The sequence below is a fragment of the Mesorhizobium sp. M1163 genome, assembly GCF_040318415.1.
Taxonomy (GTDB): domain Bacteria; phylum Pseudomonadota; class Alphaproteobacteria; order Rhizobiales; family Rhizobiaceae; genus Mesorhizobium.
In genome coordinates, this window is the sequence record NZ_JAMYMF010000005.1 from 183,432 (window position 1) to 204,912 (window position 21,481).

24 protein-coding genes are annotated in these 21,481 nt (G+C 61.8%); 9 read left to right on the forward strand and 15 right to left on the reverse strand.

The window, feature by feature from the left end:
• Positions 1-16 precede the first annotated feature (16 nt).
• Together aztC and NKH43_RS07415 are read left to right on the forward strand one after the other, a co-directional pair.
• The gene (gene aztC, locus NKH43_RS07410; protein WP_352857271.1) at positions 17-943 is read left to right on the forward strand and encodes a zinc ABC transporter substrate-binding protein AztC; all 927 of its coding nucleotides are present in this window, start codon (positions 17-19) and stop codon (positions 941-943) included.
• A gap of 186 nt (positions 944-1,129) precedes the next feature.
• Positions 1,130-1,468 carry a protein tyrosine phosphatase family protein gene (locus NKH43_RS07415; protein WP_023674411.1) on the forward strand — a complete coding sequence of 113 codons (339 nt, stop codon included), beginning with the start codon at positions 1,130-1,132 and terminating at the stop codon, positions 1,466-1,468.
• 12 nt (positions 1,469-1,480) lie between these two features.
• On the opposite strand, the gene NKH43_RS07420 is transcribed toward NKH43_RS07415, so the two are convergent.
• Positions 1,481-1,948 (reverse strand): Lrp/AsnC family transcriptional regulator, encoded by a 468-nt coding sequence (locus tag NKH43_RS07420; RefSeq protein ID WP_352816030.1) that lies wholly within the window; start codon positions 1,946-1,948, stop codon positions 1,481-1,483.
• Between the two features lie 152 nt (positions 1,949-2,100).
• On the opposite strand from NKH43_RS07420, the gene hppD reads away from it, so the two are divergent.
• From hppD to NKH43_RS07435, 3 genes are all read left to right on the forward strand, one after another.
• Positions 2,101-3,216, forward strand: coding sequence for a 4-hydroxyphenylpyruvate dioxygenase (gene hppD / locus NKH43_RS07425; protein ID WP_352845177.1), 1,116 nt, complete (start codon positions 2,101-2,103; stop codon positions 3,214-3,216).
• 69 nt (positions 3,217-3,285) lie between these two features.
• Positions 3,286-3,510: a type II toxin-antitoxin system Phd/YefM family antitoxin gene (locus tag NKH43_RS07430; protein ID WP_023717195.1), complete on the forward strand. Its 225-nt coding sequence runs from the start codon at positions 3,286-3,288 to the stop codon at positions 3,508-3,510.
• Positions 3,507-3,884 carry a type II toxin-antitoxin system VapC family toxin gene (locus NKH43_RS07435; protein WP_352857274.1) on the forward strand — a complete coding sequence of 126 codons (378 nt, stop codon included), beginning with the start codon at positions 3,507-3,509 and terminating at the stop codon, positions 3,882-3,884. Before NKH43_RS07430 ends, NKH43_RS07435 begins: the two co-directional genes overlap by 4 nt.
• Here NKH43_RS07435 and NKH43_RS07440 read toward each other — a convergent pair whose 3' ends face one another.
• Genes NKH43_RS07440 through hmgA form a run of 5 tightly spaced genes read right to left on the reverse strand, consistent with a single transcriptional unit; the run spans position 3,885 to position 8,028 of the window.
• Positions 3,885-4,439: a DinB family protein gene (locus NKH43_RS07440; protein WP_352857276.1), complete on the reverse strand. Its 555-nt coding sequence runs from the start codon at positions 4,437-4,439 to the stop codon at positions 3,885-3,887.
• A 4-nt stretch (positions 4,440-4,443) separates the two neighbouring features.
• Entirely contained in the window at positions 4,444-4,737 is a 294-nt protein-coding gene (locus tag NKH43_RS07445; protein ID WP_023717192.1) for a hypothetical protein, read from the reverse strand.
• Positions 4,734-5,756 carry a fumarylacetoacetate hydrolase family protein gene (locus tag NKH43_RS07450; protein ID WP_352857277.1) on the reverse strand — a complete coding sequence of 341 codons (1,023 nt, stop codon included), beginning with the start codon at positions 5,754-5,756 and terminating at the stop codon, positions 4,734-4,736. Before NKH43_RS07450 ends, NKH43_RS07445 begins: the two co-directional genes overlap by 4 nt.
• Positions 5,757-5,804: 48 nt before the next feature.
• Positions 5,805-6,704 (reverse strand): MBL fold metallo-hydrolase, encoded by a 900-nt coding sequence (locus NKH43_RS07455; protein ID WP_352481276.1) that lies wholly within the window; start codon positions 6,702-6,704, stop codon positions 5,805-5,807.
• A 10-nt stretch (positions 6,705-6,714) separates the two neighbouring features.
• Positions 6,715-8,028 (reverse strand): homogentisate 1,2-dioxygenase, encoded by a 1,314-nt coding sequence (gene hmgA, locus NKH43_RS07460; protein WP_352588463.1) that lies wholly within the window; start codon positions 8,026-8,028, stop codon positions 6,715-6,717.
• Positions 8,029-8,165: 137 nt separating this feature from the next.
• Between hmgA and NKH43_RS07465 the strand changes: the two genes are divergently transcribed.
• Entirely contained in the window at positions 8,166-8,615 is a 450-nt protein-coding gene (locus tag NKH43_RS07465) for a MarR family winged helix-turn-helix transcriptional regulator (RefSeq protein ID WP_023717189.1), read from the forward strand.
• A 199-nt stretch (positions 8,616-8,814) separates the two neighbouring features.
• Here the strand turns inward: NKH43_RS07465 and tdh are convergent, their stop codons facing one another.
• Both tdh and NKH43_RS07475 read right to left on the reverse strand, forming a co-directional pair.
• Positions 8,815-9,849: an L-threonine 3-dehydrogenase gene (tdh, locus tag NKH43_RS07470; RefSeq protein WP_023717188.1), complete on the reverse strand. Its 1,035-nt coding sequence runs from the start codon at positions 9,847-9,849 to the stop codon at positions 8,815-8,817.
• Between the two features lie 68 nt (positions 9,850-9,917).
• Positions 9,918-11,105: a glycine C-acetyltransferase gene (locus tag NKH43_RS07475; RefSeq protein ID WP_352548954.1), complete on the reverse strand. Its 1,188-nt coding sequence runs from the start codon at positions 11,103-11,105 to the stop codon at positions 9,918-9,920.
• A 265-nt stretch (positions 11,106-11,370) separates the two neighbouring features.
• On the opposite strand from NKH43_RS07475, the gene NKH43_RS07480 reads away from it, so the two are divergent.
• Positions 11,371-13,443: a putative bifunctional diguanylate cyclase/phosphodiesterase gene (locus NKH43_RS07480; protein ID WP_023717186.1), complete on the forward strand. Its 2,073-nt coding sequence runs from the start codon at positions 11,371-11,373 to the stop codon at positions 13,441-13,443.
• A gap of 5 nt (positions 13,444-13,448) precedes the next feature.
• On the opposite strand, the gene NKH43_RS07485 is transcribed toward NKH43_RS07480, so the two are convergent.
• Positions 13,449-13,691 (reverse strand): type II toxin-antitoxin system Phd/YefM family antitoxin, encoded by a 243-nt coding sequence (locus NKH43_RS07485; protein ID WP_023717185.1) that lies wholly within the window; start codon positions 13,689-13,691, stop codon positions 13,449-13,451.
• 20 nt (positions 13,692-13,711) lie between these two features.
• Positions 13,712-14,140, reverse strand: a complete 429-nt coding sequence (locus tag NKH43_RS07490) for a MarR family winged helix-turn-helix transcriptional regulator (protein ID WP_023717184.1) — start codon at positions 14,138-14,140, stop codon at positions 13,712-13,714.
• Positions 14,141-14,257: 117 nt separating this feature from the next.
• On the opposite strand from NKH43_RS07490, the gene NKH43_RS07495 reads away from it, so the two are divergent.
• Positions 14,258-14,665 (forward strand): hypothetical protein, encoded by a 408-nt coding sequence (locus tag NKH43_RS07495; RefSeq protein ID WP_023717183.1) that lies wholly within the window; start codon positions 14,258-14,260, stop codon positions 14,663-14,665.
• A gap of 141 nt (positions 14,666-14,806) precedes the next feature.
• On the opposite strand, the gene NKH43_RS07500 is transcribed toward NKH43_RS07495, so the two are convergent.
• Complete coding sequence (locus NKH43_RS07500) at positions 14,807-16,852, reverse strand: oxidoreductase (RefSeq protein ID WP_352481281.1); 2,046 nt, start codon at positions 16,850-16,852, stop codon at positions 14,807-14,809.
• A 114-nt stretch (positions 16,853-16,966) separates the two neighbouring features.
• Here NKH43_RS07500 and queF point away from each other — a divergent pair, with 114 nt between their 5' ends.
• On the forward strand, positions 16,967-17,428 hold the full coding sequence (gene queF / locus NKH43_RS07505) for a preQ(1) synthase (protein WP_023717181.1): 462 nt from the start codon (positions 16,967-16,969) through the stop codon (positions 17,426-17,428).
• 29 nt (positions 17,429-17,457) lie between these two features.
• Here the strand turns inward: queF and NKH43_RS07510 are convergent, their stop codons facing one another.
• The 4 genes from NKH43_RS07510 to NKH43_RS07525 form a co-directional block, all read right to left on the reverse strand.
• Entirely contained in the window at positions 17,458-18,642 is a 1,185-nt protein-coding gene (locus tag NKH43_RS07510) for a mandelate racemase/muconate lactonizing enzyme family protein (protein ID WP_023717180.1), read from the reverse strand.
• An 11-nt stretch (positions 18,643-18,653) separates the two neighbouring features.
• On the reverse strand, positions 18,654-19,208 hold the full coding sequence (locus NKH43_RS07515) for a hypothetical protein (protein ID WP_352588473.1): 555 nt from the start codon (positions 19,206-19,208) through the stop codon (positions 18,654-18,656).
• A 4-nt stretch (positions 19,209-19,212) separates the two neighbouring features.
• On the reverse strand, positions 19,213-19,692 hold the full coding sequence (locus tag NKH43_RS07520; protein ID WP_352857280.1) for a DUF3828 domain-containing protein: 480 nt from the start codon (positions 19,690-19,692) through the stop codon (positions 19,213-19,215).
• 105 nt (positions 19,693-19,797) lie between these two features.
• Positions 19,798-21,447 (reverse strand): ABC transporter substrate-binding protein, encoded by a 1,650-nt coding sequence (locus tag NKH43_RS07525; protein ID WP_352857282.1) that lies wholly within the window; start codon positions 21,445-21,447, stop codon positions 19,798-19,800.
• Positions 21,448-21,481: the final 34 nt, after the last annotated feature.

Consider the following 21,481-nt stretch of genomic DNA (forward strand, 5'->3'; position numbering starts at 1 on the left):
CGAAGGAGACTTGTCCATGCTGAAATCGATCCGCGCCGCTTTGGCCGTGAGCGTTATAACATTAACCGCCTTTGGCGCATCTTCGGCTTTCGCGGAGCCGTTGAAAGTGGTCGCCAGTTTCACCATCATCGGAGACTTCGCCAAGAATGTCGGCGGCGACCGGATCGATCTGACCACCATCGTCGGGCCGAACGGGGATGCGCATGTCTACGAGCCGAGCCCAGCCGATGCGGTGGCGATGGCCAAGGCCGACATCGTGCTGGTCAACGGCCTGCATTTCGAAGGTTTTCTGCAGCGCCTGGTCGACGCCAGCGCAACCAAGGCGACCGTCGCCGTGCTGACCAAGGGCGTCACGCCGATCAATTTCAAGCCCGAATTCGCCGAGGCCGACGCCCACGCCGATGGTGAGACGGCAACCGATCCGCACGCCTTCCAGTCGATCGCCAATGCCAAGATCTATGTGAAGAACATCGCCGACGCCTTCTGCACGGCCGACGCTGCGGGTTGCGACAGCTACAAGGCCAATGCAGCCGCCTATACGCAAAAGCTCGATGCGCTCGAGGGCGAGGTACAGGCAGCGATCCAGTCGATCCCGCAAGAGAAGCGCGTCGTCATCACCTCGCATGATGCCTTCGGCTATTTCGAGCAGGCCTACGGCTTGACGTTCCTGGCCCCGGAAGGCGTGTCGACCGAGTCGGAGCCCTCCGCCGCCGACGTCGCCAAGCTGGTCAGCCAGGTGAAACAGGACAAGGCGGCGGCGATCTTCGTCGAGAACATCACCAATCCGCGGCTGATCGAGCAGATCGCCAGCGAGACCGGCATCAAGGTGGGCGGCACGCTCTATTCCGATGCGCTCTCACAGCCCGACGGCCCGGCCGCGACCTATATCGACCTGATGCACAACAACATCGCCCAGATCAAAGGCGCGATCCTCGGCAGCTGAGCCGACCGATCCGGTTCATCCAGCCGGGCTGGCGCATGATGCGTCCTGGCGACATGCGGCGTTAGCCCGGCTGGATTTCCGGCATCGAAATCTCTATCTGCGCGGATGGATTTCTTTTCGCGCGGATTGCCGACCGGGTCAGGGAGTGGCAAGACTGCCGCTAACCAGATTGCGAGGACCCCAGCCATGGAATACCGTCAGATCAGCGAGGACTATTCGGTCTCGGGCCAGATCCAGCCCGAGGATGTCGCGACCATCAAGGCCGCCGGCTTCAAGAGCGTGATCTGCAACCGGCCGGACGACGAGCAGCCCGGCCAGCCATCGGCCGACACCGTCAAGGCGGCGGTCGAGGGCGCCGGGCTCGCCTTCCGCTACATCCCCGTCATCAGCGGCCAGATCACGGCCGAGAATGTCGAGGACCAGGCTGAGGCACTCGACGAACTCGAAGGCCCGGTGTTCGCCTATTGCCGGTCCGGCGCCCGCTGCACCAATCTCTATGGGCTGATCCAGCAATCGAAGGGGTGAACGTTCGCGCCCTCAGATCGGCAGCGCGCCGGTCTCCTTCAACGTCTCCAGCACGATCGCCGTCTTCACATGCTGCACCGATTCGTGCGGGAGCAGCACGCTGTTGACGAATTCCGACAGCGACTTCAGGTCCGGCGTCACCACTTTCAATATATAATCCATCTCGCCGGTCAGCGCGTGCGCTTCCTGCACTTGCGGCAGCCGCGCCACTAATTCGCCGAAACGCCGCGCATTGTCGCGGTTGTGGGTGGCGAGCGTCACCGAAATGACGTTGACCAGGGAAAAGCCGAGCTTGTCGCGGTCGAGCACCGCCCGGTAGCCCTTGATATAACCGTCTTCCTCCAGCCGCTGGCGACGGCGCGAGCATTGCGACGCGGACAGGTTCACCCGTTCCGACAAATCGTTGTTGGTCAGCCGTGCATCGCCCTGCAGCAGAGCCATTATCTTGCGGTCAAACTGGTCGATGCGCGCGTCATCCATGAATATCCGCTCCGCAGTGCACAACTCGCGCATGACAAGACCATTTCAAGCGTTTGAATGCAAGCAATTTGCACTCGCTCCGCGCTATGATTGGGCTCAGATATGGCCGATGCGACCAATGCCAGATTTCGGGCCAGATTCGGAGCAATGCCATGGGTCCCTTCCCGCACGACGCACCGCCCGCCAAGATCAGCAAAACCAATCCCGCCGGCACCGACGGCTTCGAATTCGTCGAATTCGCGCATGCCGAGCCGGAAAAGCTCGCCGAGCTTTTCACCCGCATGGGCTACGTGCCGGTGGCCAAGCACCGCAGCAAGGACATCACCGTCTGGCGGCAGGGCGACATCAATTATGTCGTCAATGCCGAACCCGGCTCGCATGCGATGAAATTCGTCGACAAGCACGGCCCTTGCGCCGCCTCGATGGCGTGGCGGGTGGTCGATGCCAGGCATGCCTTCGACCACGCCGTGGCCAAGGGCGCGACGCCCTATGAAGGCGCCGAGAAGGCGCTTGACGTGCCGGCGATCGTCGGTATCGGCGGATCGCTGCTCTATTTCATCGAAACCTATGGCGAGAAGGGCTCGGCTTACGACGCCGAGTTCGACTGGCTGGGCGAGCGCGATCCCAGGCCGGAAGGCGTCGGCTTCTATTATCTCGACCACCTGACCCACAATGTCTATCGCGGCCAGATGGACAAATGGTGGGATTTCTACCGCGACCTGTTCGGCTTCAAGCAGATCCATTTCTTCGACATCGACGGCAAGATCACCGGCCTGGTCAGCCGCGCCATCACCTCGCCCTGCGGCAAGATCCGCATCCCGCTCAACGAGTCCAAGGACGAGACCAGCCAGATCGCCGAATATCTGAAGAAGTACAATGGCGAGGGCATCCAGCACATCGCCGTCGGCACCGACGACATTTACGGCGCCACCGACAGGCTGGCCGCCAACGGCCTGAAGTTCATGCCGGGCCCGCCCGAGACCTATTACGACATGTCTTATGCCCGCGTGAACGGCCATGAAGAGCCGATCGAGCGCATGAAAAGGCACGGCATCCTGATCGACGGCGAAGGCGTCGTCGACGGCGGCACGACCAAGATCCTGCTGCAGATTTTTTCAAAGACTGTGATCGGGCCGATCTTCTTCGAGTTTATCCAGAGGAAGGGCGACGAAGGTTTTGGCGAGGGCAATTTCCGCGCTCTGTTCGAATCCATCGAGCAGGACCAGATCAAGCGCGGCGTGCTGAAGGTGGACGGCAAGGCAGCGTAGCCAGTTCGGCCGAGGTGCCTTGTGGTTTGATCAGTTATGACCTAAATTCTGGTCATAAAGGATCGAGTCATGAATGTTTCCATTGCCGAAGCCAAGGCCAAATTGTCGGAACTCGTCAGCCGTGCGGAAGCCGGCGAGGAGATCGTGCTCACACGCCACGGCAAGGTGGCGGCGCGTATCGTACCTCCGGCAGTGGCCGAATCCCTGCCGCGTATCGGCGCATTGAAGGGCAAGATCTGGATTGCGGACGATTTTGATGAACTCGGTCCCGAGTGGGATGAGTACGTGAAATGACGGTCGGCCCGTTTCTCGCCGACACACACATCATCCTCTGGTCGATTTCGGACGATCGGCGTCTCAGCGAGCACCACCGCGCTATTCTGGCTTCGGAAGCGGTGGTGTTCGCGAGCGCGGCTAGCGTCTGGGAAATTGCCATCAAACGCTCGATCAGAAAACTCGATGCGCCGGACGACCTGCCAACGCTGCTTCCAAGGATGCAATTTCAGCCGCTCGCCGTAACCTTCCAGCACGCAAACGCCGTCGGCAGCCTACCCCACCACCATGGTGATCCGTTGGACAGACTTCTGATTGCGCAGGCGCAAATGGAGAATCTCACCATCCTTACATCCGACCCGCATTTCGCCAGTTACGATGTGGCTTTGGCATAATTAGCCAAGCAGTTGGTCTCGCAGTCCCAGCCGCTCGACTTCGGCTTTCCTCAACTTAACATCGTAATCGAGGAAGAACTCGTCGAGTTGTGGCGGTTTCACCGAGGTGCCAGACAGCATCGCGTGCACCTGGCCGCGATGATGGATGTCGTGGATGAAGAGATGGGCGAGCAAATCGCCGATCCGCTCCGGTATCATGCCGTCCTCGCGCCGATCAGTGACGACGCGGCGTTCGAGATCGTCCGCCGACAGGCGGTCGCAAAAAGCGATCAGCCGCCGGTCGGCCTCCGCCCGCTTGCTAAAGAGCGCGTCCGCTTCGTCGAAGCGCAAGAACTCATCATAGGCCGCGGCGCCGACGCCGCCCTCTTCGAGAAAATCGAGATAGAGGTGATCGACCGCCAGAATGTGGTTCAGCGTTGCCTTGATCGACGGGAAGAAGCTGGTTCGCTCGGCTTCGAATTCACCAGGCTTAAGCTGCAGTACGGCGCCATAAAGCCGGTCGTTCGACCAGAGATTGTTGCGCGCCATGCGGCGGAAATGGTTCAGCAGGTCCATGACTTCACGCAGCTGACCGGACCAACGACAAGCCTGCCCCCATTAGCAGGAATCCAGCGAGAACAATCAGCAGCAGCCCGATCATGCGCCGCCGCATGCCTTGCGTTTCCTGGTCACGCGCGACGTTCGTGTTGGTGACGGTGTGAAACATCATCGCCTTGCGCGGAAAGCCGCTGCGGTTGGTCAGGCCGGGCGAGCGCGCCTCGATGCGATAGCTCAGCCGGATCGCCTGGATGAAGATCGCCAGCATGACAAGGGCCCAGACACCGCACAGGAGATAGAATGTCTCGCCTGTCATTCTCTTGCCCCCTCGTATTTCTCGACCTTCTGCTCGATGGCGCCGAAGATCGAATGCCCGCCCCTGTCCTTCATCTCGATGCGCACGGTATCGCCAAAGCGCAGGAACGGCGTTTTCGGTTCGCCGGCTTCGATGGTCTCGATCATACGCAACTCGGCGATACAGGAATAGCCGGCGCCGCCCGCCGAGACAGGCTTGCCCGGCCCGCCATCGAGCTTGTTGGAGACGGTGCCCGAACCGACGATGGTGCCGGCGGCCAGCGGCCGCGTTTTTGCGGCATGGGCAATCAGCGCCGGAAAGTCGAAGGTCATGTCGATGCCGGCGTTCGCCCGGCCGAACGGTTTGCCGTTGAGATCGACCAGCAGCGGCAGGCTGACCTTGCCGCCATCCCAGCTATCGCCCAGTTCGTCCGGCGTCACCGCAACCGGCGAAAAGGCCGATGACGGTTTCGACTGATAGAAGCCGAACCCCTTGGCGAGCTCAGGCCCGGTCAGGCCGCGCAGCGTCACGTCGTTGACCAGCATGACCAGCCGGATCGCCGCCCGCGCCTCATCGAGGCTTGCGCCCATCGGCACGTCGTCGACTATGACGGCGACCTCTCCTTCCATGTCGATGCCAAGGGTCTCGTCGGTCATGCGGATTGGTTCGCGCGGTGCGAGGAAGGCGTCCGAACCGCCCTGGTAGATCAGCGGATCGGTCCAGAAGCTTGCCGGCATCTCGGCGCCGCGCGCCTTCCGCACCAGCTCGACATGGTTCACATAGGCCGAGCCGTCGGCCCATTGGTAGGCGCGCGGCAGCGGCGAATGGGCGTCGTGCTCGTGAAAGCGAGCCGACGGCACCGCATTGTTCTCCAGCGATTCGGCCATGGCGGTGAGATGCGGCGCGATCCGACGCCAGTCATCGAGCGCGGCCTGCAGCGTCCGCACCAGGAACGACGCATCGGTAAACCGCGTCAGGTCGCGCGAGACGACGACGAGTTTTCCGTCGCGCGTCCCGTCCTTCAAGGTGGCAAGCTTCATGCGGTTTCCTCTCCTGGCGCAGCTTTGGTGCTGCTTTGATTTTTTGTTCTAGGCATGATCTCTTCCGAAAACCGGTTTCCACTTTTCGAGATCATGCTCCAGCCCCACAACAAGGCCGTCGCGGGCGATCGTCAAGTCGCCGGCCCATGTTTTCCTGACGGCGGCAATCCAGTCGGCCTCGCCGATCTCGGGATCGTCGGCGGGAATGAGATGGTTGAGGACCAGTCTTTTGACGCCTGCATCGCTGGCGATGCGGCCCGCTTCCTCGGCAAAGCTGTGGCTGGCAAGCAGGTGTTCCCTCAGTCTTGCACCGTTGCCGGTCTTCGCGACCAACCGCTCGATGCCCTCTTCCAGCATGGCCTCGTGGACCAGGACGTCGGCGCCTTCGGCGAAATCCGACAATGGCGGAAAGAACGCCGTATCGGACGAGAAGACGATGCTTTGCCCGGCTTGCTCGAAGCGCAGCGCAAAGCAGTCCGTCACCGGCGGGTGGTCGACACGCAAGGCCGATATTTTGAGACCGCGCTCTTCCGCCACCTGCCCTTCACCAAACTCGACAATCGAGACCAGGTCGCGGAGATCCGGCCGCCCTTCGTCGGCGATGCGGATCTCGATGTCGAACTCCATCGCCTGGCAAAAGCGCTGCCAGTAGTAGCCGATGCCGGGCGGGCCGAATACGGTGACCTTTGTCCCCAGGCCGGCCGTCCATGCGGTGTGGATCAACGGTCCGAGTTCCAGCACATGGTCTGAATGCAAATGCGTGATGAAGATCAGGTCAAGCGCCTTCAGACTGACGCCGGCATCGGTCAGCCCGCGCGTTACGCCCAGCCCGCAATCGACGACGAGGGTGCGGCCGCCAATCTCCAGCAGCGATGAACTCGGCCACGGTCCGCCCGGCCGGAGCGCCGGACCACCCTTCGAGCCAAGAAGCACCAGACGATCCATCATGCGACGGCGCTCAAGACCAATCGCCCTCGGGCGTGCCGTTGAAGCGTTTCTTCAGATCGGCCCAGCAGTCGATATAATTGTCCTGCCGGGTTTCGAGCTCGGCGCCATAGCGGGTCACCATCTGCGGGAAGCGTGTCTCGAACATGAAGGCCATGGTGTTGGCGAGCTTGACCGGTTTCAGCTCCGCGCGCGAGGCCTTTTCGAAGCCAGGCGCATCGGGTCCGTGGGCCAGCATCATGTTGTGCAGGCTGATGCCGCCGGGCACAAAGCCCTCTTCCTTGGCATCGTACTGACCATGGATCAGGCCCATGAACTCGCTCATGATGTTGCGGTGATACCACGGCGGCCGGAAAGTGTTTTCCGCCACAAGCCAGCGCGGCGGGAAGATGACGAAATCGATATTGGCGGTGCCTTCCTCGCCGCTCGGCGCGGTCAGCACGGTGAAGATCGATGGGTCAGGATGATCGAACAAGATCGCGCCGACCGGCGAAAAGGTCGCAAGATCATATTTGTAGGGCGAATAATTGCCGTGCCACGCCACCACATCCAGCGGCGAATGATCGATCTCGGTGACATGGAACTGGCCACACCATTTCGCGATCAGCCGGCACGGTGTTTCCTTGTCCTCGAACCAGGCACAGGGCGTCTTGAAATCGCGCGGATTGGCCAGGCAGTTGGCGCCAATCGGGCCGCGATCCGGCAGCGTCAGCTTGGCGCCGTAATTCTCGCAGACATAGCCACGCACTTGCGGATCCACCAGTTCGACCTTGAACACCAGGCCGCGCGGCAGCACGGCGATCTCGCCCGGCCTGAGTTCGATGACGCCCATCTCGGTGACGAAGCGCAAGGCTCCAACCTGCGGCACGACCAGCAACTCGCCATCGGCGTTGAAGAAATGGTCGTCGGCCATCGAACGGTTGGCGACATAGACATGTGCCGCCATGCCGGTCTGGCCGAGCACGTCGCCGGCGGTGGTGATCGAGCGCATGCCGGCGATGAAGTCTGTCGGCTCTTTCGGCATCGGCACGGGGCTCCAGCGATACTGGCCGAGAGCGAGCTGGTGGTCGCCGACGTTCGGCGCGCTTTTCCACAGCGGATAATTCGCCGCTTTGAAGCGACCGGTATGCCTGACGCTCGGCCTTATCCGATAAAGCCAGGAGCGCTCATTGGTGCCGCGCGGCGCAGTGAAAGGAGAGCCCGAAAGCTGCTCGGCGTAGAGGCCGTAGGCCGGCCGCTGCGGCGAGTTGCGTCCTTGCGGCAGCGAGCCCGGCAAAGTCTCGGTCTCGAAGTCGTTGCCGAAACCCGGCATGTAGGAATAGGCCATGGCATCCTCCCTGGATACTGACAGAGCGCGCTCCTCGCCTCCGATGGCTGCGGCACTCAAGCATTGACCAAACTGGTTTCATCTGTAACCATTGAAAATGTAACTATCAACCACGGCGTCTGCCGGGATACAAAATCATGGACGTCCTGGAACTCGAAAGCTTCCTGCCCTACCGGCTCTACCGTCTCGCCGATGCCGTCAGCCGGGAATTCTCCAGGATATACAAGGACCGTCACGGCCTGACCCGACCCGAATGGCGCACGCTGGCCGGGCTCGGCCAGCACGGCACCATGACCGCGACGGAACTCGGCGAGCAGTCGGCCATGCACAAGACCAAGGTTTCGCGAGCCGTCGCCGAGCTCGAACGGCGCCGCTGGCTCACTCGCACACCGGATGGAAAAGACAGGCGGGTCGAGCATCTGACGCTGACCCGAGCTGGCCTTGTCGCCTATCGCGAGATGGTGCCGCTGGCTAAAGCGTTCGAGCTGGAATTGCTTGCGAGGCTGAGCACGGAACAGCGAGCGGCCGTTGTCAGCGGAGTGGCGGCCCTGGAGATGGCGTTGCCGGATCGACGAAAGGAGCTGTGAAAGCTGCTACGCAGCGATCGTTCACACCCCCTCTGTCCTGCCGGACATCTCCCCCTCAAGGGGGGAGATTGGACGTCGCTTCGGCTTTCGCCAATCTCCAAAGAAGAGCGATGTCGGCGAAGCTGCCAATCTCCCCCCTTGAGGGGGAGATGGCCGGCAGGCCAGAGGGGGGTGCTGTCCCGCCAACATTTCTGATCGCCTACCAGTCCATCACCACCTTGCCGGAATTGCCGCTCTTCATCGCTTCGAAGCCGGAAACATAGTCGTCGATGCCGATGCGGTGGGTGATCAGGCCGCTGACATCGAGAGGACCCTGCACCAGCGCAATCATCTTGTACCAGGTCTCGAACATCTCGCGGCCGTAGATGCCCTTCAGATGCAGCATCTTGAAGATGACCTTGTTCCAGTCGATTTCGAAGCCGGTCGGCGCGATGCCGAGAATGGCGATCTTGCCGCCATTGTTCATGGTGTCGATCATGTCGCGGAAGGCAGGGGCTGCGCCCGACATTTCGAGGCCGACGTCAAAGCCCTCGGTCATGCCAAGCGCCGGCATCACGTCGCGCAGCTTTTCCTTCGATGCGTCGACGACATGCTGAACGCCAAGCTTTTTCGCCAGTGCCAGGCGCACCGGGTTGATATCGGTGATGACCACTTTTCGCGCGCCGACGCACTGCGCCACCAGTGCACCCATGATGCCGATAGGCCCGGCGCCGGTGACCAGCACGTCCTCGCCGACGAGATCAAAGGACAATGCGGTGTGAACAGCATTGCCTAAGGGATCGAAGATCGCCGCGATCTCGTCGGGCACGTCGTCGGGGATCGGCACCACATTGTGCTGCGGGATCGCCAGGTATTCGCCAAAGGCGCCCGGCCGGTTGACGCCGACGCCGAGCGTGTTGCGGCACAAATGCCCCCTGCCCGCCCGGCAGTTGCGGCAATGGCCGCAAACGATATGGCCTTCGCCGGAAACGCGCTGGCCGAGTTTGTACTCGGTCACCGCCGCACCGAAATCGGCGACGGTTCCGACAAATTCGTGGCCGGTAACCATCGGCACCGGCACGGTCTTTTGCGCCCACTGGTCCCAATTATAGATGTGGACGTCGGTGCCGCAGATCGCCGTCTTCCTGATCTTGATCAGCACGTCGTTGGGGCCGATCTCCGGCACCGGCACTTCTTCCATCCAGATGCCCGGCTCGGCCTTGGCCTTGACCAGCGCCTTCATCATGTTCGACATTCTTTTGTTCCCCAGAACCTTAGTCGCTTGAACCTCTTGATCCGGAATCGCTTTTCGGTTCCGGCCGTTCAGGAAATCACGCCGAGTTCCCGACCGACTGCGGCGAACGCCTCAACCGCGCGATCGATGTCTGCGCTGGAATGGGCGGCCGACATCTGCGTGCGGATGCGCGCCTGGCCCTTCGGCACCACCGGGAACGAGAAGCCGATGACATAGATGCCGCGCTTCAGCATCCGCGCCGCCATCTCCTGCGCCAGCGTCGCATCGCCAAGCATCACGGGGATGATCGGGTGGTCAGCGCCGGCCAGGGTGAAGCCGAGCTTGCCCATCTCGGACCGGAAATGCCCGGCATTGTCGTAGAGCCTCTTCCGCAATCCATCCCCGACTTTGATCAGTTCGAAGACCTTTATCGAGGCGCCGGCGATCGCCGGCATCAGCGTGTTGGAAAAAAGATAGGGCCGCGAGCGCTGGCGCAGCCAGTCGACCACCGGCTTCCTGCCCGACGTGTAGCCGCCCGACGCTCCGCCCAATGCCTTGCCGAGCGTACCGGTGATGATGTCCACCCTGCCCTCGACGCCACAATGTTCGGCCGAGCCACGGCCATTCCTGCCGACGAAACCAACTGCATGGCTGTCGTCGACCATCACCATCGCATCGTATTTGTCGGCGAGGTCGCAGACGCCCTTCAGATTGGCGATGGTGCCATCCATCGAGAACACGCCGTCGGTGGCGATCAGCCGGAACCGGCAGTCGCTCGCGTCTTTCAACCGCGCCTCCAGATCGGCCATGTCGTTGTTGGCGTAGCGGAAGCGCTTTGCCTTCGACAGCCGCACGCCGTCGATGATCGAGGCGTGGTTCAGCGCATCGGAGATGACCGCATCCTCCTCGCCGAGCAGCGTCTCGAACAGGCCGCCATTAGCATCGAAGCAGGAGCCGTAGAGGATAGTGTCCTCCATGCCGAGGAAATCAGAAATGGTCGCCTCGAGCTGCTTGTGTTCTTCCTGCGTGCCGCAGATGAAGCGCACCGACGCCATGCCGTAGCCGTAACGGTCGAGCGCCTGCTTGGCTGCTTCCCGCAGTTCGGCGCTGTCGGCGAGGCCGAGATAATTATTGGCGCAGAAATTCAGCACCTTCTCGCCGCCCACCTCGATCTCGGCCGATTGGGTCGAGGTTATCACCCGCTCGGATTTGTAGAGACCTGCCGATTTCAGTCCTTCAAGCTCGCTGTCGATGTGGGAAAGGAATGCTTCGGTCATGATCAGGCCCTGTTGAGATCGATGAGGACTGTCGCGCCGCGCGGACGAAAAATCCATCGCAAAAGCGACCGCTTCGGTGGCGGCAATGGCACGGCAGAGGCCACGATGTTCAAATGCAGAGGCGCCGCGAAAGATTGCAATAACCACTTTGCGGGTTTCCCGCCACGGTCGTCGCCGCCGGCCTGTTGCCATCCCAAAGCTGTTAACACTTTGAAGCCAAAGGTTGTCGCACAAGAATTCGTTGGCGAGAGGGCCGACTCGGAAAATGTCGCAGCAGCCGGTGCACGCCGTTTCGGGCAGGCTTATACTCCTGATCAAGTCCGGCTACTGGCTGGCTCTGCTGATCATAGCCGCCATGGTAGTGGCGTCCTTCATCCTGCTGCAACAGGTGATGGCGACCCAACGGCACAATCAGGCGCTGCTCGATATCGTCAGCACACAAAAAGCCCTGTCGCAGCGCATCGTCTTCCTTGCCGGCGCAACAGGCAGCGCCTCGCGCGATCAACAGCACGCCCTGGTTAGCGCGCTCAAGCAAGCGACAGTGGAGTTCGAGAAGAACTACGATCTGCTGCTCGAGCGGACCGCCGCCGATCCGGTGTCGCCGGCAAGATTCGATCCGAAATCGATCGAGAGCGTGCTTTTCGCCAAGCCGTACCATCTCGACTATTTCTCGGTCGGGCTTATCGCCAACGGCGAGCGTCTGATCTCTTCATTCGAATCGCGGCTCAACACGACCGGCAGCGGCGGCTACAAGGGCGGAGAGGAGCGCGTTAATCTGGACGCTTCCGTTGCCAACGCAACATTGTCGGGCTACGCAGCACTCGGCCAGCGCATCAGCGCCTACGCGGACCAGCGCTCCGAAAGGCTCCTCGATCTTCATCGCACATTGTTCCATTCGACCATCGGCGTCATCCTGCTGGTGGCACTTTTCATTTTCCGGCCGATGTCGAATGCCATCTTGCGCCGGACGCGCGAGCTGGTCGATGCACGCAATTCCATGGCCTTCATTGCCGTGCATGACGGGCTGACCGGCCTGCACAACCGTACCTTCCTGACCGACCATTTCGATACGTTCATCAGTGGTGCGCAGCGAAGGCGTGAGCGGGTCGCCGTAGTGCAGTTCGACCTCGACCGGTTCAAGCAGATCAACGACACGCTCGGCCACGCCGCTGGCGATTATGTGCTGGTGGTGGCCGCGCAGCGCATGCGCGATTCCTGCCGGACGTCGGATCTCAACGTGCGTCTCGGAGGCGACGAATTCGTTGTCGTCCTCAACGACGCCGGCAGCACCGCGGACATCGATATCGTCGCCAGACGCATGCTGGCCAAACTCAATGAGCCGGTCATCTTCCAAGGCACGACGATCCATCCAGGCGTAAGTGCCGGGATTGCGGTCTACCCCGTCGACGCCGACAATGCGCAGGACCTGCTCGTCCATGCCGATCTGGCACTCTATTCAGCCAAGAGGCAGGGCGGCGGCAGTTTGTCGTTCTTCTCCGATGAGCTGAGGCGCGAACTTGATAATCGCAAGCAGCTCGAACTCGACATCAGGATCGCCATCTCTGAGAAGGCGTTCGAAGTCTATTTCCAGCCGCAGGTGTCGCTGTCGGATGGCGCTATCAGTGGCATCGAGGCTTTGGTTCGCTGGAGGCATGCCGAGCGCGGCATGATCGCGCCGGGCGAGTTCATTCCGATCGCAGAAAAATGCGGCTTGATGCCCGAGATCGGCCGCATCGTTATTGCCAAGGCGATCGACGAAGCAGCCGAATGGAACCGCGCAGGCATCGCCTTCGGACGGATCGCCGTCAATGTGTCCGGCTCGGAGCTGCGCGAGACAGATTTCGAAGTCTTCCTGTTCGGTACGCTGGAGAGGGCTGGCCTGCCCGCGCACAAACTATCGCTGGAGATCGTCGAATCCGTTATTCTCGATGACGAGAAGACCGGTATCGCGGCAAAGCTGCGGCACATCCGCGCCGCCGGCATCCATCTTGAGCTCGATGATTTCGGCACCGGCTACGCATCGCTCAGCCATGTCAATCCAAACGAGATCGACCGGCTGAAGATCGATCGCCGTTTCGTCCAGAACATCAACGAGAACAGCGGCAACACCAAGATCGTGCGTGCCCTCACCGAGCTCGCCCGCGGTCTCGGCATCTCGATCGTCGCCGAGGGCGCCGAAACCGAAGCCGAGCTCGACTCGCTGATGGCGATCGGCTGCGACCAGGTGCAAGGCTATTCCATCGCTTTCCCGATGCCACCGGACAGGGTGCGCGAATGGCTGGTGGCCCGGGCGCCCAAGAAGGCCAGGCTGACGGTGCTGCAGGGCAGCCGGGCGTAGATCCGTCATGGTTCGGGCTTGCGAACCGACCTGATGAGCCGAGGCGGAAGGTCATCCTCATCACCGGGAAATGCTGCCAGCAATTGTCCAATGTTGGGCACACGCGCCAGTTTTTCGTAGTCCTGAAATGACAAAATGACCGCCTGCTTGCGGCCGCGCCGCGTGATGGCCGCCGGTTCTCCCGCGACGACCTGATCGAGCAGCGCCGAGAGTGTAGTCCTGGCATCCTTCAGCGAAATTTCGCGCATAGCGTTTTCCTAGCCTAATTCTAACCTTCGACATTGGCCCGCAGCGCGGCCAGCACCTGTGCAAACTCCGCCAACCTGTCGTCGGATAATCCCTTCCGCAGCCGCTTGTCGAAGGCTAACGCGGCGGTGCGCAATTTCAGGAACAGCGCTTCTCCGGCTTGGGTCAGCTCCACCTGGTGAACCCGGCGATTTTCGGGATCGCGGCGCCGTATCAGCAGGCCTTGCGTCTCCATGGCGTTGAGATGATGGGTCAGTGTTGCGCCCCGAATACCGATCATGCCGGCGAGCTCGCGTTGGTTGGCCAGCTCCCGCGACTTGACCGACAGCAAAGTCACCCAGACCGGCAGCGTGCCCCCCGCCTCGACCAGGGCAGCGTCGAAAGCCTGCGCGACCAGCTTGGCGGTGCGGGCGAGATTCATCCCGATCGGCGGGCGGTCAAAGGGCGTCATGATCCGACACTAGAACAAGGGCAAAGCCTATGGAACCGGCTCGAGCTTATGCGTTGACATCTAATCATTTGATATCTATCCATATGGTTAGCGGTGGGCAAGAGAGGAAATGCGGTCATGCAATATGTCTACATCATCGTCCTCGGCCTTCACGTCATGGCGGGTGTGTTCTGGGCCGGCACCACCATCGCGGTTGCCCGCGAACCGGAGATCCGGGCGGAACGTTTCTTCCGGCCGCAAATGGGCGCGGCCGGCGTGGTTTTCCTCACGGGTTTGCTGCTCTGGTATTTCTTCCACAACGGCTCCTTCGGCTCGATGGAGAAGGTCCTGGCGCTGGGCATCTTGACTGCCTTGATTGCCGCCGGGGTCCAGGGCGCACTGGTGGGTTCCGCCAGCAGGCAGTTGGCCGGCGCTGATGCGGCGACGCAAACCCAGTTGCGCGCGAAGATGACAAAAGGCGAACGCATCGCCGGCGGGCTGCTGGTCATCACCGTGTTCTGCATGGCTACCGCCAGGATGTTTTGAGCGGCCTGCCGCAATCGCAAGATCGTACGGTGTCCGGCCGCAAGCCGGCGGCGTGCGCGGCGCGCAGAACGAGCCGAAGTACCGTGGTGGCTCTCCGTACGGAGGTTCGGCTGCGCGCCACCAATCAATCCAAAATATTCCTCAGATTCGCAAGCCGAACCTGATGCCGTCATAGATGGCGGCGTGGATGTTGCGCGAGGCTACTGCATCGCCGATGCGGAAGAGCACGAAACCGGCGTGAGGATTGCGCACGGGAAAGATGTCGCCGCCATTGACCAGCTTTTCGTAGTCGATCGCGCCGGCGTTCTTCGACAGCGGCTTCAGCGCCAGATAGAGATCGTCGAGCGGCAGCGTGCCGTGCTCGACCACCACCTGGTCGACGCGGCGCTCTCCGCGCCAGCCATCAGCGAAGTCGGAGGCGAGCTCGGCGATCAGCTGGTTGCCCTCGCGCCGCACCGAACGCAGCCGTGTGTTGATGGTCACCGTGACACCCTTTTCCTGGAAGGCGCGCATGTAAGGCACATGGTTCATGCCGCCCATTTCCGGCGCGAAGAAGCGCTCTGGTGAAACCAGCTCCAGCCTGGCGCCGCTGTTGGCGATCAGTTCGGCAGCACCCATGCCCTGATGGCCGCCATTGTCGTCATAGAGCAGCACGTTCTCGGCCGGCTTGACGCTGCCGGCCATGATGTCCCAGCTCGAGGTGACGAGATCGTCGCCCGCAGTCAGAGGCGGGTTCTGCGGCAGGCCGCCGGTGGCGATCACCACCACGTCCGGCGACAGCGCCAGCACGTCGTCCTTCTCCGCCCAGGTGTCGTAGCGGATCTCGACGCCGAGCCGGTCCAGCTCGGCCAACCGCCAGTCGATGATGCCGATCAATTCCTTGCGGCGCGGGTTCTGCGTTGCCAGCCGCACTTGGCCGCCGGCCTGGCTCGATGCTTCCAGCACCGTTACCTGGTGCCCGCGCTCGGCGGCGACCCGCGCTGCCTCCAGCCCGCCGGCGCCGGCGCCGACCACGACCACCTTTCGCTTCGGTCCCTCGGTTTTCGGGATGATATGCGGGATATCAGCCTCGCGGCCCGTTGCCGCATTGTGGATGCACAGCGCCTCACCGCCCTCATAGATGCGGTCGAGGCAGTAGGTTGCACCGACGCAAGGACGTATCTCGTGCTCGCGGCCCTCCATCACTTTTTTGACGATGTGCGGGTCGGCGATATGGGCGCGCGTCATGCCGACCATGTCGAGCTTGCCGGTGGCGATGGCGTAACGCGCGGTGGCGACGTCGGAAATCCGCGCAGCATGGAAGGTCGGGAATTTCGTCGCCGCCCTCACCTCGCCGGCGAAGTCGAGATGCGGCGACGACCGCATGCCGGTCACCGGAATGACTTTTGTCAGCGCGGCATCAGTCTCGATCGAGCCACGGATGATGTTGAGGAAATCGACCTTGCCGGAGCCGGCCAGCCGCCTGGCGATTTCGACGCCTTCCTGTTTCGACAGGCCTTTCTCGAAATCCTCGTCGGCGACCATGCGGATGCCGACGACGAACTTTTCGCCGACCGCGGCACGCACCGCATCGAGCACCATTCCGGTGAAGCGCAGCCGGTTGTCGAGCGAGCCGCCGAAATCGTCGTCGCGCTGGTTGGTGGCCGGCGACCAGAAGCCGTCCATCAGGTGGCCGTAGGCCTCGAATTCGATGCCGTCGAGGCCGGCAGCCTGGCAGCGCTGGGCGGCCGCCGCGTAGTCGGCGACGATGCGCTCGATATCCCAGTCCTCGATAATCTTGGGAAAGGCGCGATGCGCCGGTTCGCGCACCGGCGAAGCCGACAGCACCGGCAGCCAGTCGGCCTTGTTCCAGCCGGTGCGGCGGCCGAGATGGGTGATCTGGATCATCACCTTGCAGTCATGCTCGTGGCAGGCATCGGTAAGCTCGGCGAGCCACGGCACGATGCGGTCGTCATAGACATGCAGATTGCCGAAGGCGGCCGGGCTGTCGCGCGAGACGATCGCCGAGCCGGCGGTCATGGTCAGCGCCATGCCGCCCTTGGCCTTTTCGGCATGGTAGAGCCGGTACCGCTCCTTTGGCATGCCGTCCTCAGAATAGGCCGGCTCATGGCTGGTCGACATCACCCGGTTCTTCAGCGTCAGATGCTTGAGCTGATAGGGCTGGAGGAGCGGGTCGTTGCTAGTCATCGTCTTCCTGCTGTTTCAAATTGTGCTAATGAGCGGCAAATTTTTGTTTTTACGCATGTCGCTATCCCAAAATCGCTGCGCAGTTTTGGGCGACATGCAGCAAGGAACCTGCTCATGACCGATACGAAAAACCTCACCCAGCTCGGCACCAACGTCGAGGCGCCACAGAGCCCTGAAGCGGCAGTCCTGGAAACCGTGCCATTTTCGCGCGGCGACGGCCCGCCGGCCATCGTTCGCTTCACCTGCCCGGAATTCACTTCGCTCTGCCCGGTCACCGGCCAGCCGGACTTCGCCCATATCGTCGTCGACTACGCACCCGATGCGCTGCTGGTGGAATCGAAGTCGCTCAAGCTGTTCATGACCTCGTTTCGCAACCATGGCGCGTTCCACGAAGAATGCACCGTCATGATCGGCCGCCGCATCATCGCCGCGACCAAGCCATTGTGGTTGCGCATCGGCGGCTACTGGTATCCGCGCGGCGGCATTCCGATCGACGTGTTCTGGCAGACGGGCGCCCCGCCGGAAGGTGTGTGGCTGCCCGACACCGGCGTCGCCCCCTATCGCGGGCGCGGGTGAGCCTGAGTTTCTGAGGAAAATACGTTGCATCAGTTGAGCGGGAGCCGCCGGTAGCGGCCGGGATTGTTCGGGTCGCTGAAATGGCCCATCGGCCCGTGTTCGGCGAAGTGGCCCGCCCAGCGTTTCATCGCAGCCGGATCGAGTTCGACGCCCAGCCCGTCACCCTCCGGCACGCGCACCGTATTGCCCGTCTGGCGGAAAGGACCGTCCTTGATGACATCGCCGATCTGCCAGCGAAACAGCGACTGCGATGCTTCGGTGATCCACGGTGTCGCCGCCACGACGTGCAGATAAGCCGATGTCATGATGCCGAGATCGTTCGAATAGCACCAGAACCCCTTGCCCATCGCCTCACAGGCGGCGATGAATTTCAGAGTTTTCGACAATCCGCCGAGTGCTGCGAAATTGCAGACGAAGTAATCCGGCGCACCGAGCGCGACTGCCCGTCTGAGATCCGGGATGTGCGTGGAGAACGGAATGCGCGAATGCTGGCGCAGCGCTGCCATCTCCTCGAAGGTCGCGACCGGATCCTCGTAATTGCGGATGTTGAACGGCTCGATCTCGCGCAGTACCCAGCGCGCTGTGGTCAGCGACCACTGCATGTTGGAATCGAGTTTGATCTGCGCCTTATCGCCAAGCGCCTCGCGCAGCATGCGCACTGTCCTGATCTCGAGCTCGGGATCGCCCATGATCAGCTTGCCCTCGAAGATCGTCGAGCCGTGCTGTTCTCGCATGCCGAGACAATAGTCGACGATCGCTTCGGCGGTCATCTCGCCGCCGGCTCCGCCTTGAGCGGGGCGAAAGGCGAAATATTCCGAAAACGGAATGTCCTTGCGCACCGCGCCGCCGAGCAGCTTATAGAGCGGCATGCCGAAGACCTTGCCTCTTATATCCCAGAGCGCCAGTTCGATGGCGCCGAACGCCACCGTGGCTGCGTTCTCGCCGGTGTTGGCGGTGATCTGCCAGGGCGGCACACAGCGCGCCTCGCAGTCGGCGATGTCGAGCGGATCGGCGCCAATCAGCGCCGGCGCGATCTCGGCCTTGATCACCTCGCCGAAATGCCACCATGGCGCCTCGCCCAGTCCGACCACGCCTTCGTCCGTCTCGACCTCGATGATCGATTTCGAGGCGCCGCCGTAGAGACCAGCCGTCCACCAGAACGGAGCATCGAGCGGGACGTTGACGTGGGTGACGCGGATGTTGCTGATCTTCATCGGTTCCGTTCTCACTCACACTGGTATTGGCTGAGCGCCCATTCGCCTGTCACCGAGAGCAGGTCCGATATTTTCCAGTCGCCGTCGACCTTTTTGAGCTTCCATTCCAGCCGGTGCGGATTGCCGGAGGCGACGAAAGCGACAACGACCTTGGCCTGGTCGCCCTTGACCGCTTCGATGGTCTTCAGGCTCTTGTCGATCTCCGCCTCGTCGTATTCGGCATTGTCGAGCGCCATGTTGGGATCGAGGCACTCGCCCTGCCCCGACTTCCGCAGCGCGTCGCTCTTGTCCAGCACCGACTTTGCCGGATCGGTGAAATGGCCCCGCTGAGCCGGATCGACCTCGAGCCCGGCATGCTCGTAGAACGGCTTCACCACCGCCGTCGGCGAGCCCGGCTGCACGGGTGCGGCCGGTGCGTTTTCTGCCGGCGACTCTGCCGGCGGAGGTGCCGCGTTGTCGGCCGGCGCGTCTGCGGGCGGCGCGCCCAACAGGCCCTGAGCGGCGGCGCTGCTCAATCCGGCCAGCAGGCACGCAGTCGCCAGAACCCAGGGACGGCAGCGCAGCACGGCATCACTCCGGCGACTGCCCGGCCAGGCATTCGAGCGCACTCAGCGTCCAGCCGCTGGTCTTCGAGGTGATGTCGGCGACCTTCCACTGGCCGTCGATCTTCTTCAACGACCAAACCATTTCGCGTTTGGAATCATCGCCTTCCGGGAAAAGGTTGAACGTCGCCGTCACCTCGGCGCTGTCGCCATCCAGCGTTTCGGCCAGCGTCAGCGTCTTGGCCACGGTCTTCTCGTCATAGTCCTGCGCATCGAGACCAGGGGCGAAGTCGATACAAGGAACTTCATCCGGATGGTTCTTTGCCGCATTGTCGTTCAGTTCGAACAGTTTCGTCACCGGTGCGGTGAAGCGGTCGCGATATTGCGCATCGGCCTCGAATTTGACCGACGGGACATAAAAGAACTTCACGGCGTTGGCAGCAGGGCCGGCAAACGCGGCCGCCGGCAAGGCAATCGAAAGCGCGGCAACAAAGAGTGGCAGGTTCATGCGTGTCCCCGATTGTTCACTGACAGAAGCTATCAGTACCACGCATCTTGCCTGTCGGCTTTCTTGCGGTCCATGAAATCCTGCAACGCGTCCTCTGCTGGCAACTCAGGCGTTCAGCCAGACGTTCTGGAGATCCATCTCGAAGGTTTGGTGGACACCGTAGTTCTTCACCTTCTCGTTCATGTGGCTGAACAGCTTCTGCCAAAACGGCTGAATGATGACGCCCGAATCCTGGAGGATCTGCTCGATGTCCTTCATGACCTCGCGGCGCTTCTCGACGTCGATAAGCGACAGAGCCTGCTTGAGCTTGGCATCGAAATCAGGGTTCGAGTAGCCGGTTTCGTTCCACGCCTCGCCGGTGCGATAGCCGAGCGCCAGCACCTGGACGCCAAGCGGGCGCATGTACCAGATGGTCATGGAATAAGGATATTTGGTCCAGTCGTTCCAGAAAGTCGAACCCGGCAGCACGGTGCGCTTCACCTTGATCCCGGCGTCGCGCAACTGGCCGGCAATAGCGTCACCGGTATTCTTTTGCCAATCGTCCTCGACGGTGATCAGTTCATGCTCGAAGTCGGCCTGCCCAGCCTCGGCCATCAGCTTCTTGGCGCCCGCGGCGTCGCGTGTCTTCTTGGGCAGCGCGTAGTATTCCGGATGAATCGGGCTGACGTGATGGTTTTCACCAACAGTGCCTCGCCCGGCATAGCCAAGTTCGAGCACCGCCTGGTTGTCGATGGCCATTTGCAGGGCGTTGCGGACGCGCTTGTCGTCGTAGGGCTTGTGCGTGACGTTGGTCCGGGCAACGAGCGTGGTCGCTGTCGCGACCTCCGATTTTACCAGCCCCATCTTGTCGAGGATGTCTATGAAGTCGGCGGGCGTCTCGAAGTTGAGATCGATTTCGCCGGAGTCGAATGCATTTATCGACGCGTTGAAATCGGTTCCGTAGTCGATGAATTCGACGCCGTCGAGAAGCGCTTCACCGCCCCACCACTTGCCAGTCTCACGACGCTTGACGACCGCTTTCTGGCCGACCGAATAGGACACCAGTTCGAACGGCCCGGTGCCGATCGGCTTCTCGATCGGATTGGCGCCGTCGGCGTCGAAGTTGCGATGGACCACGAGCGCTGGATAATCGGTGAAGTTCGGGATCAGCGAGATGTCCGGTTCGTTCAGCTTCAGCTTGACCGTGTTGTCGTCGACCTTGGTGATCGCGCCGTCCCTGGCCTTGCCGGTTTTTGCGTCGATCAGCGCACCGACGCGCGCGGCCATGGAATTGCCGGCGGCAGCCTTCTCGCACCAGCGCGTCAGATTGTAGACCACATCATCGGCGCCTAAGGCATCGCCGTTGTTCCAGGTGATGCCCTTGCGCACATGCAGCACATATTCGGTGGCGTCGTCATTGACCTCCCAGCTTTCAAGCAGAACCGGCTCGAAAGTGAACTGGCGGGTGTAGCGGACAAGCGGCTCGAGCCAGCAGCGTGAAATGTTCGCAAGTTCCACCCAGTCGTAGGTGCGCGGGTCCTTTTGTGCCTTCACCGACATCGAAACATGCAGCGTGCCGCCTTTCTTCGGCTCTTCAGCCAAAGCCCGTTCTGGCACGGCAAGACCGATCATGCCGTAGGCAAGGGCCGTCGATGCGCCGAAAGCGCTTGCCAGAGCCAGAAACTCGCGCCGATCCACACGACCTGCACGCGCCTCGCTGGCCATCGCTTCGATGGCGCTCGGTACGCGATCACCATTGCTTCTGAAGAGTGTCATTTTTTCCTCCGTTATGGTTCCCATCGGGTCTTCG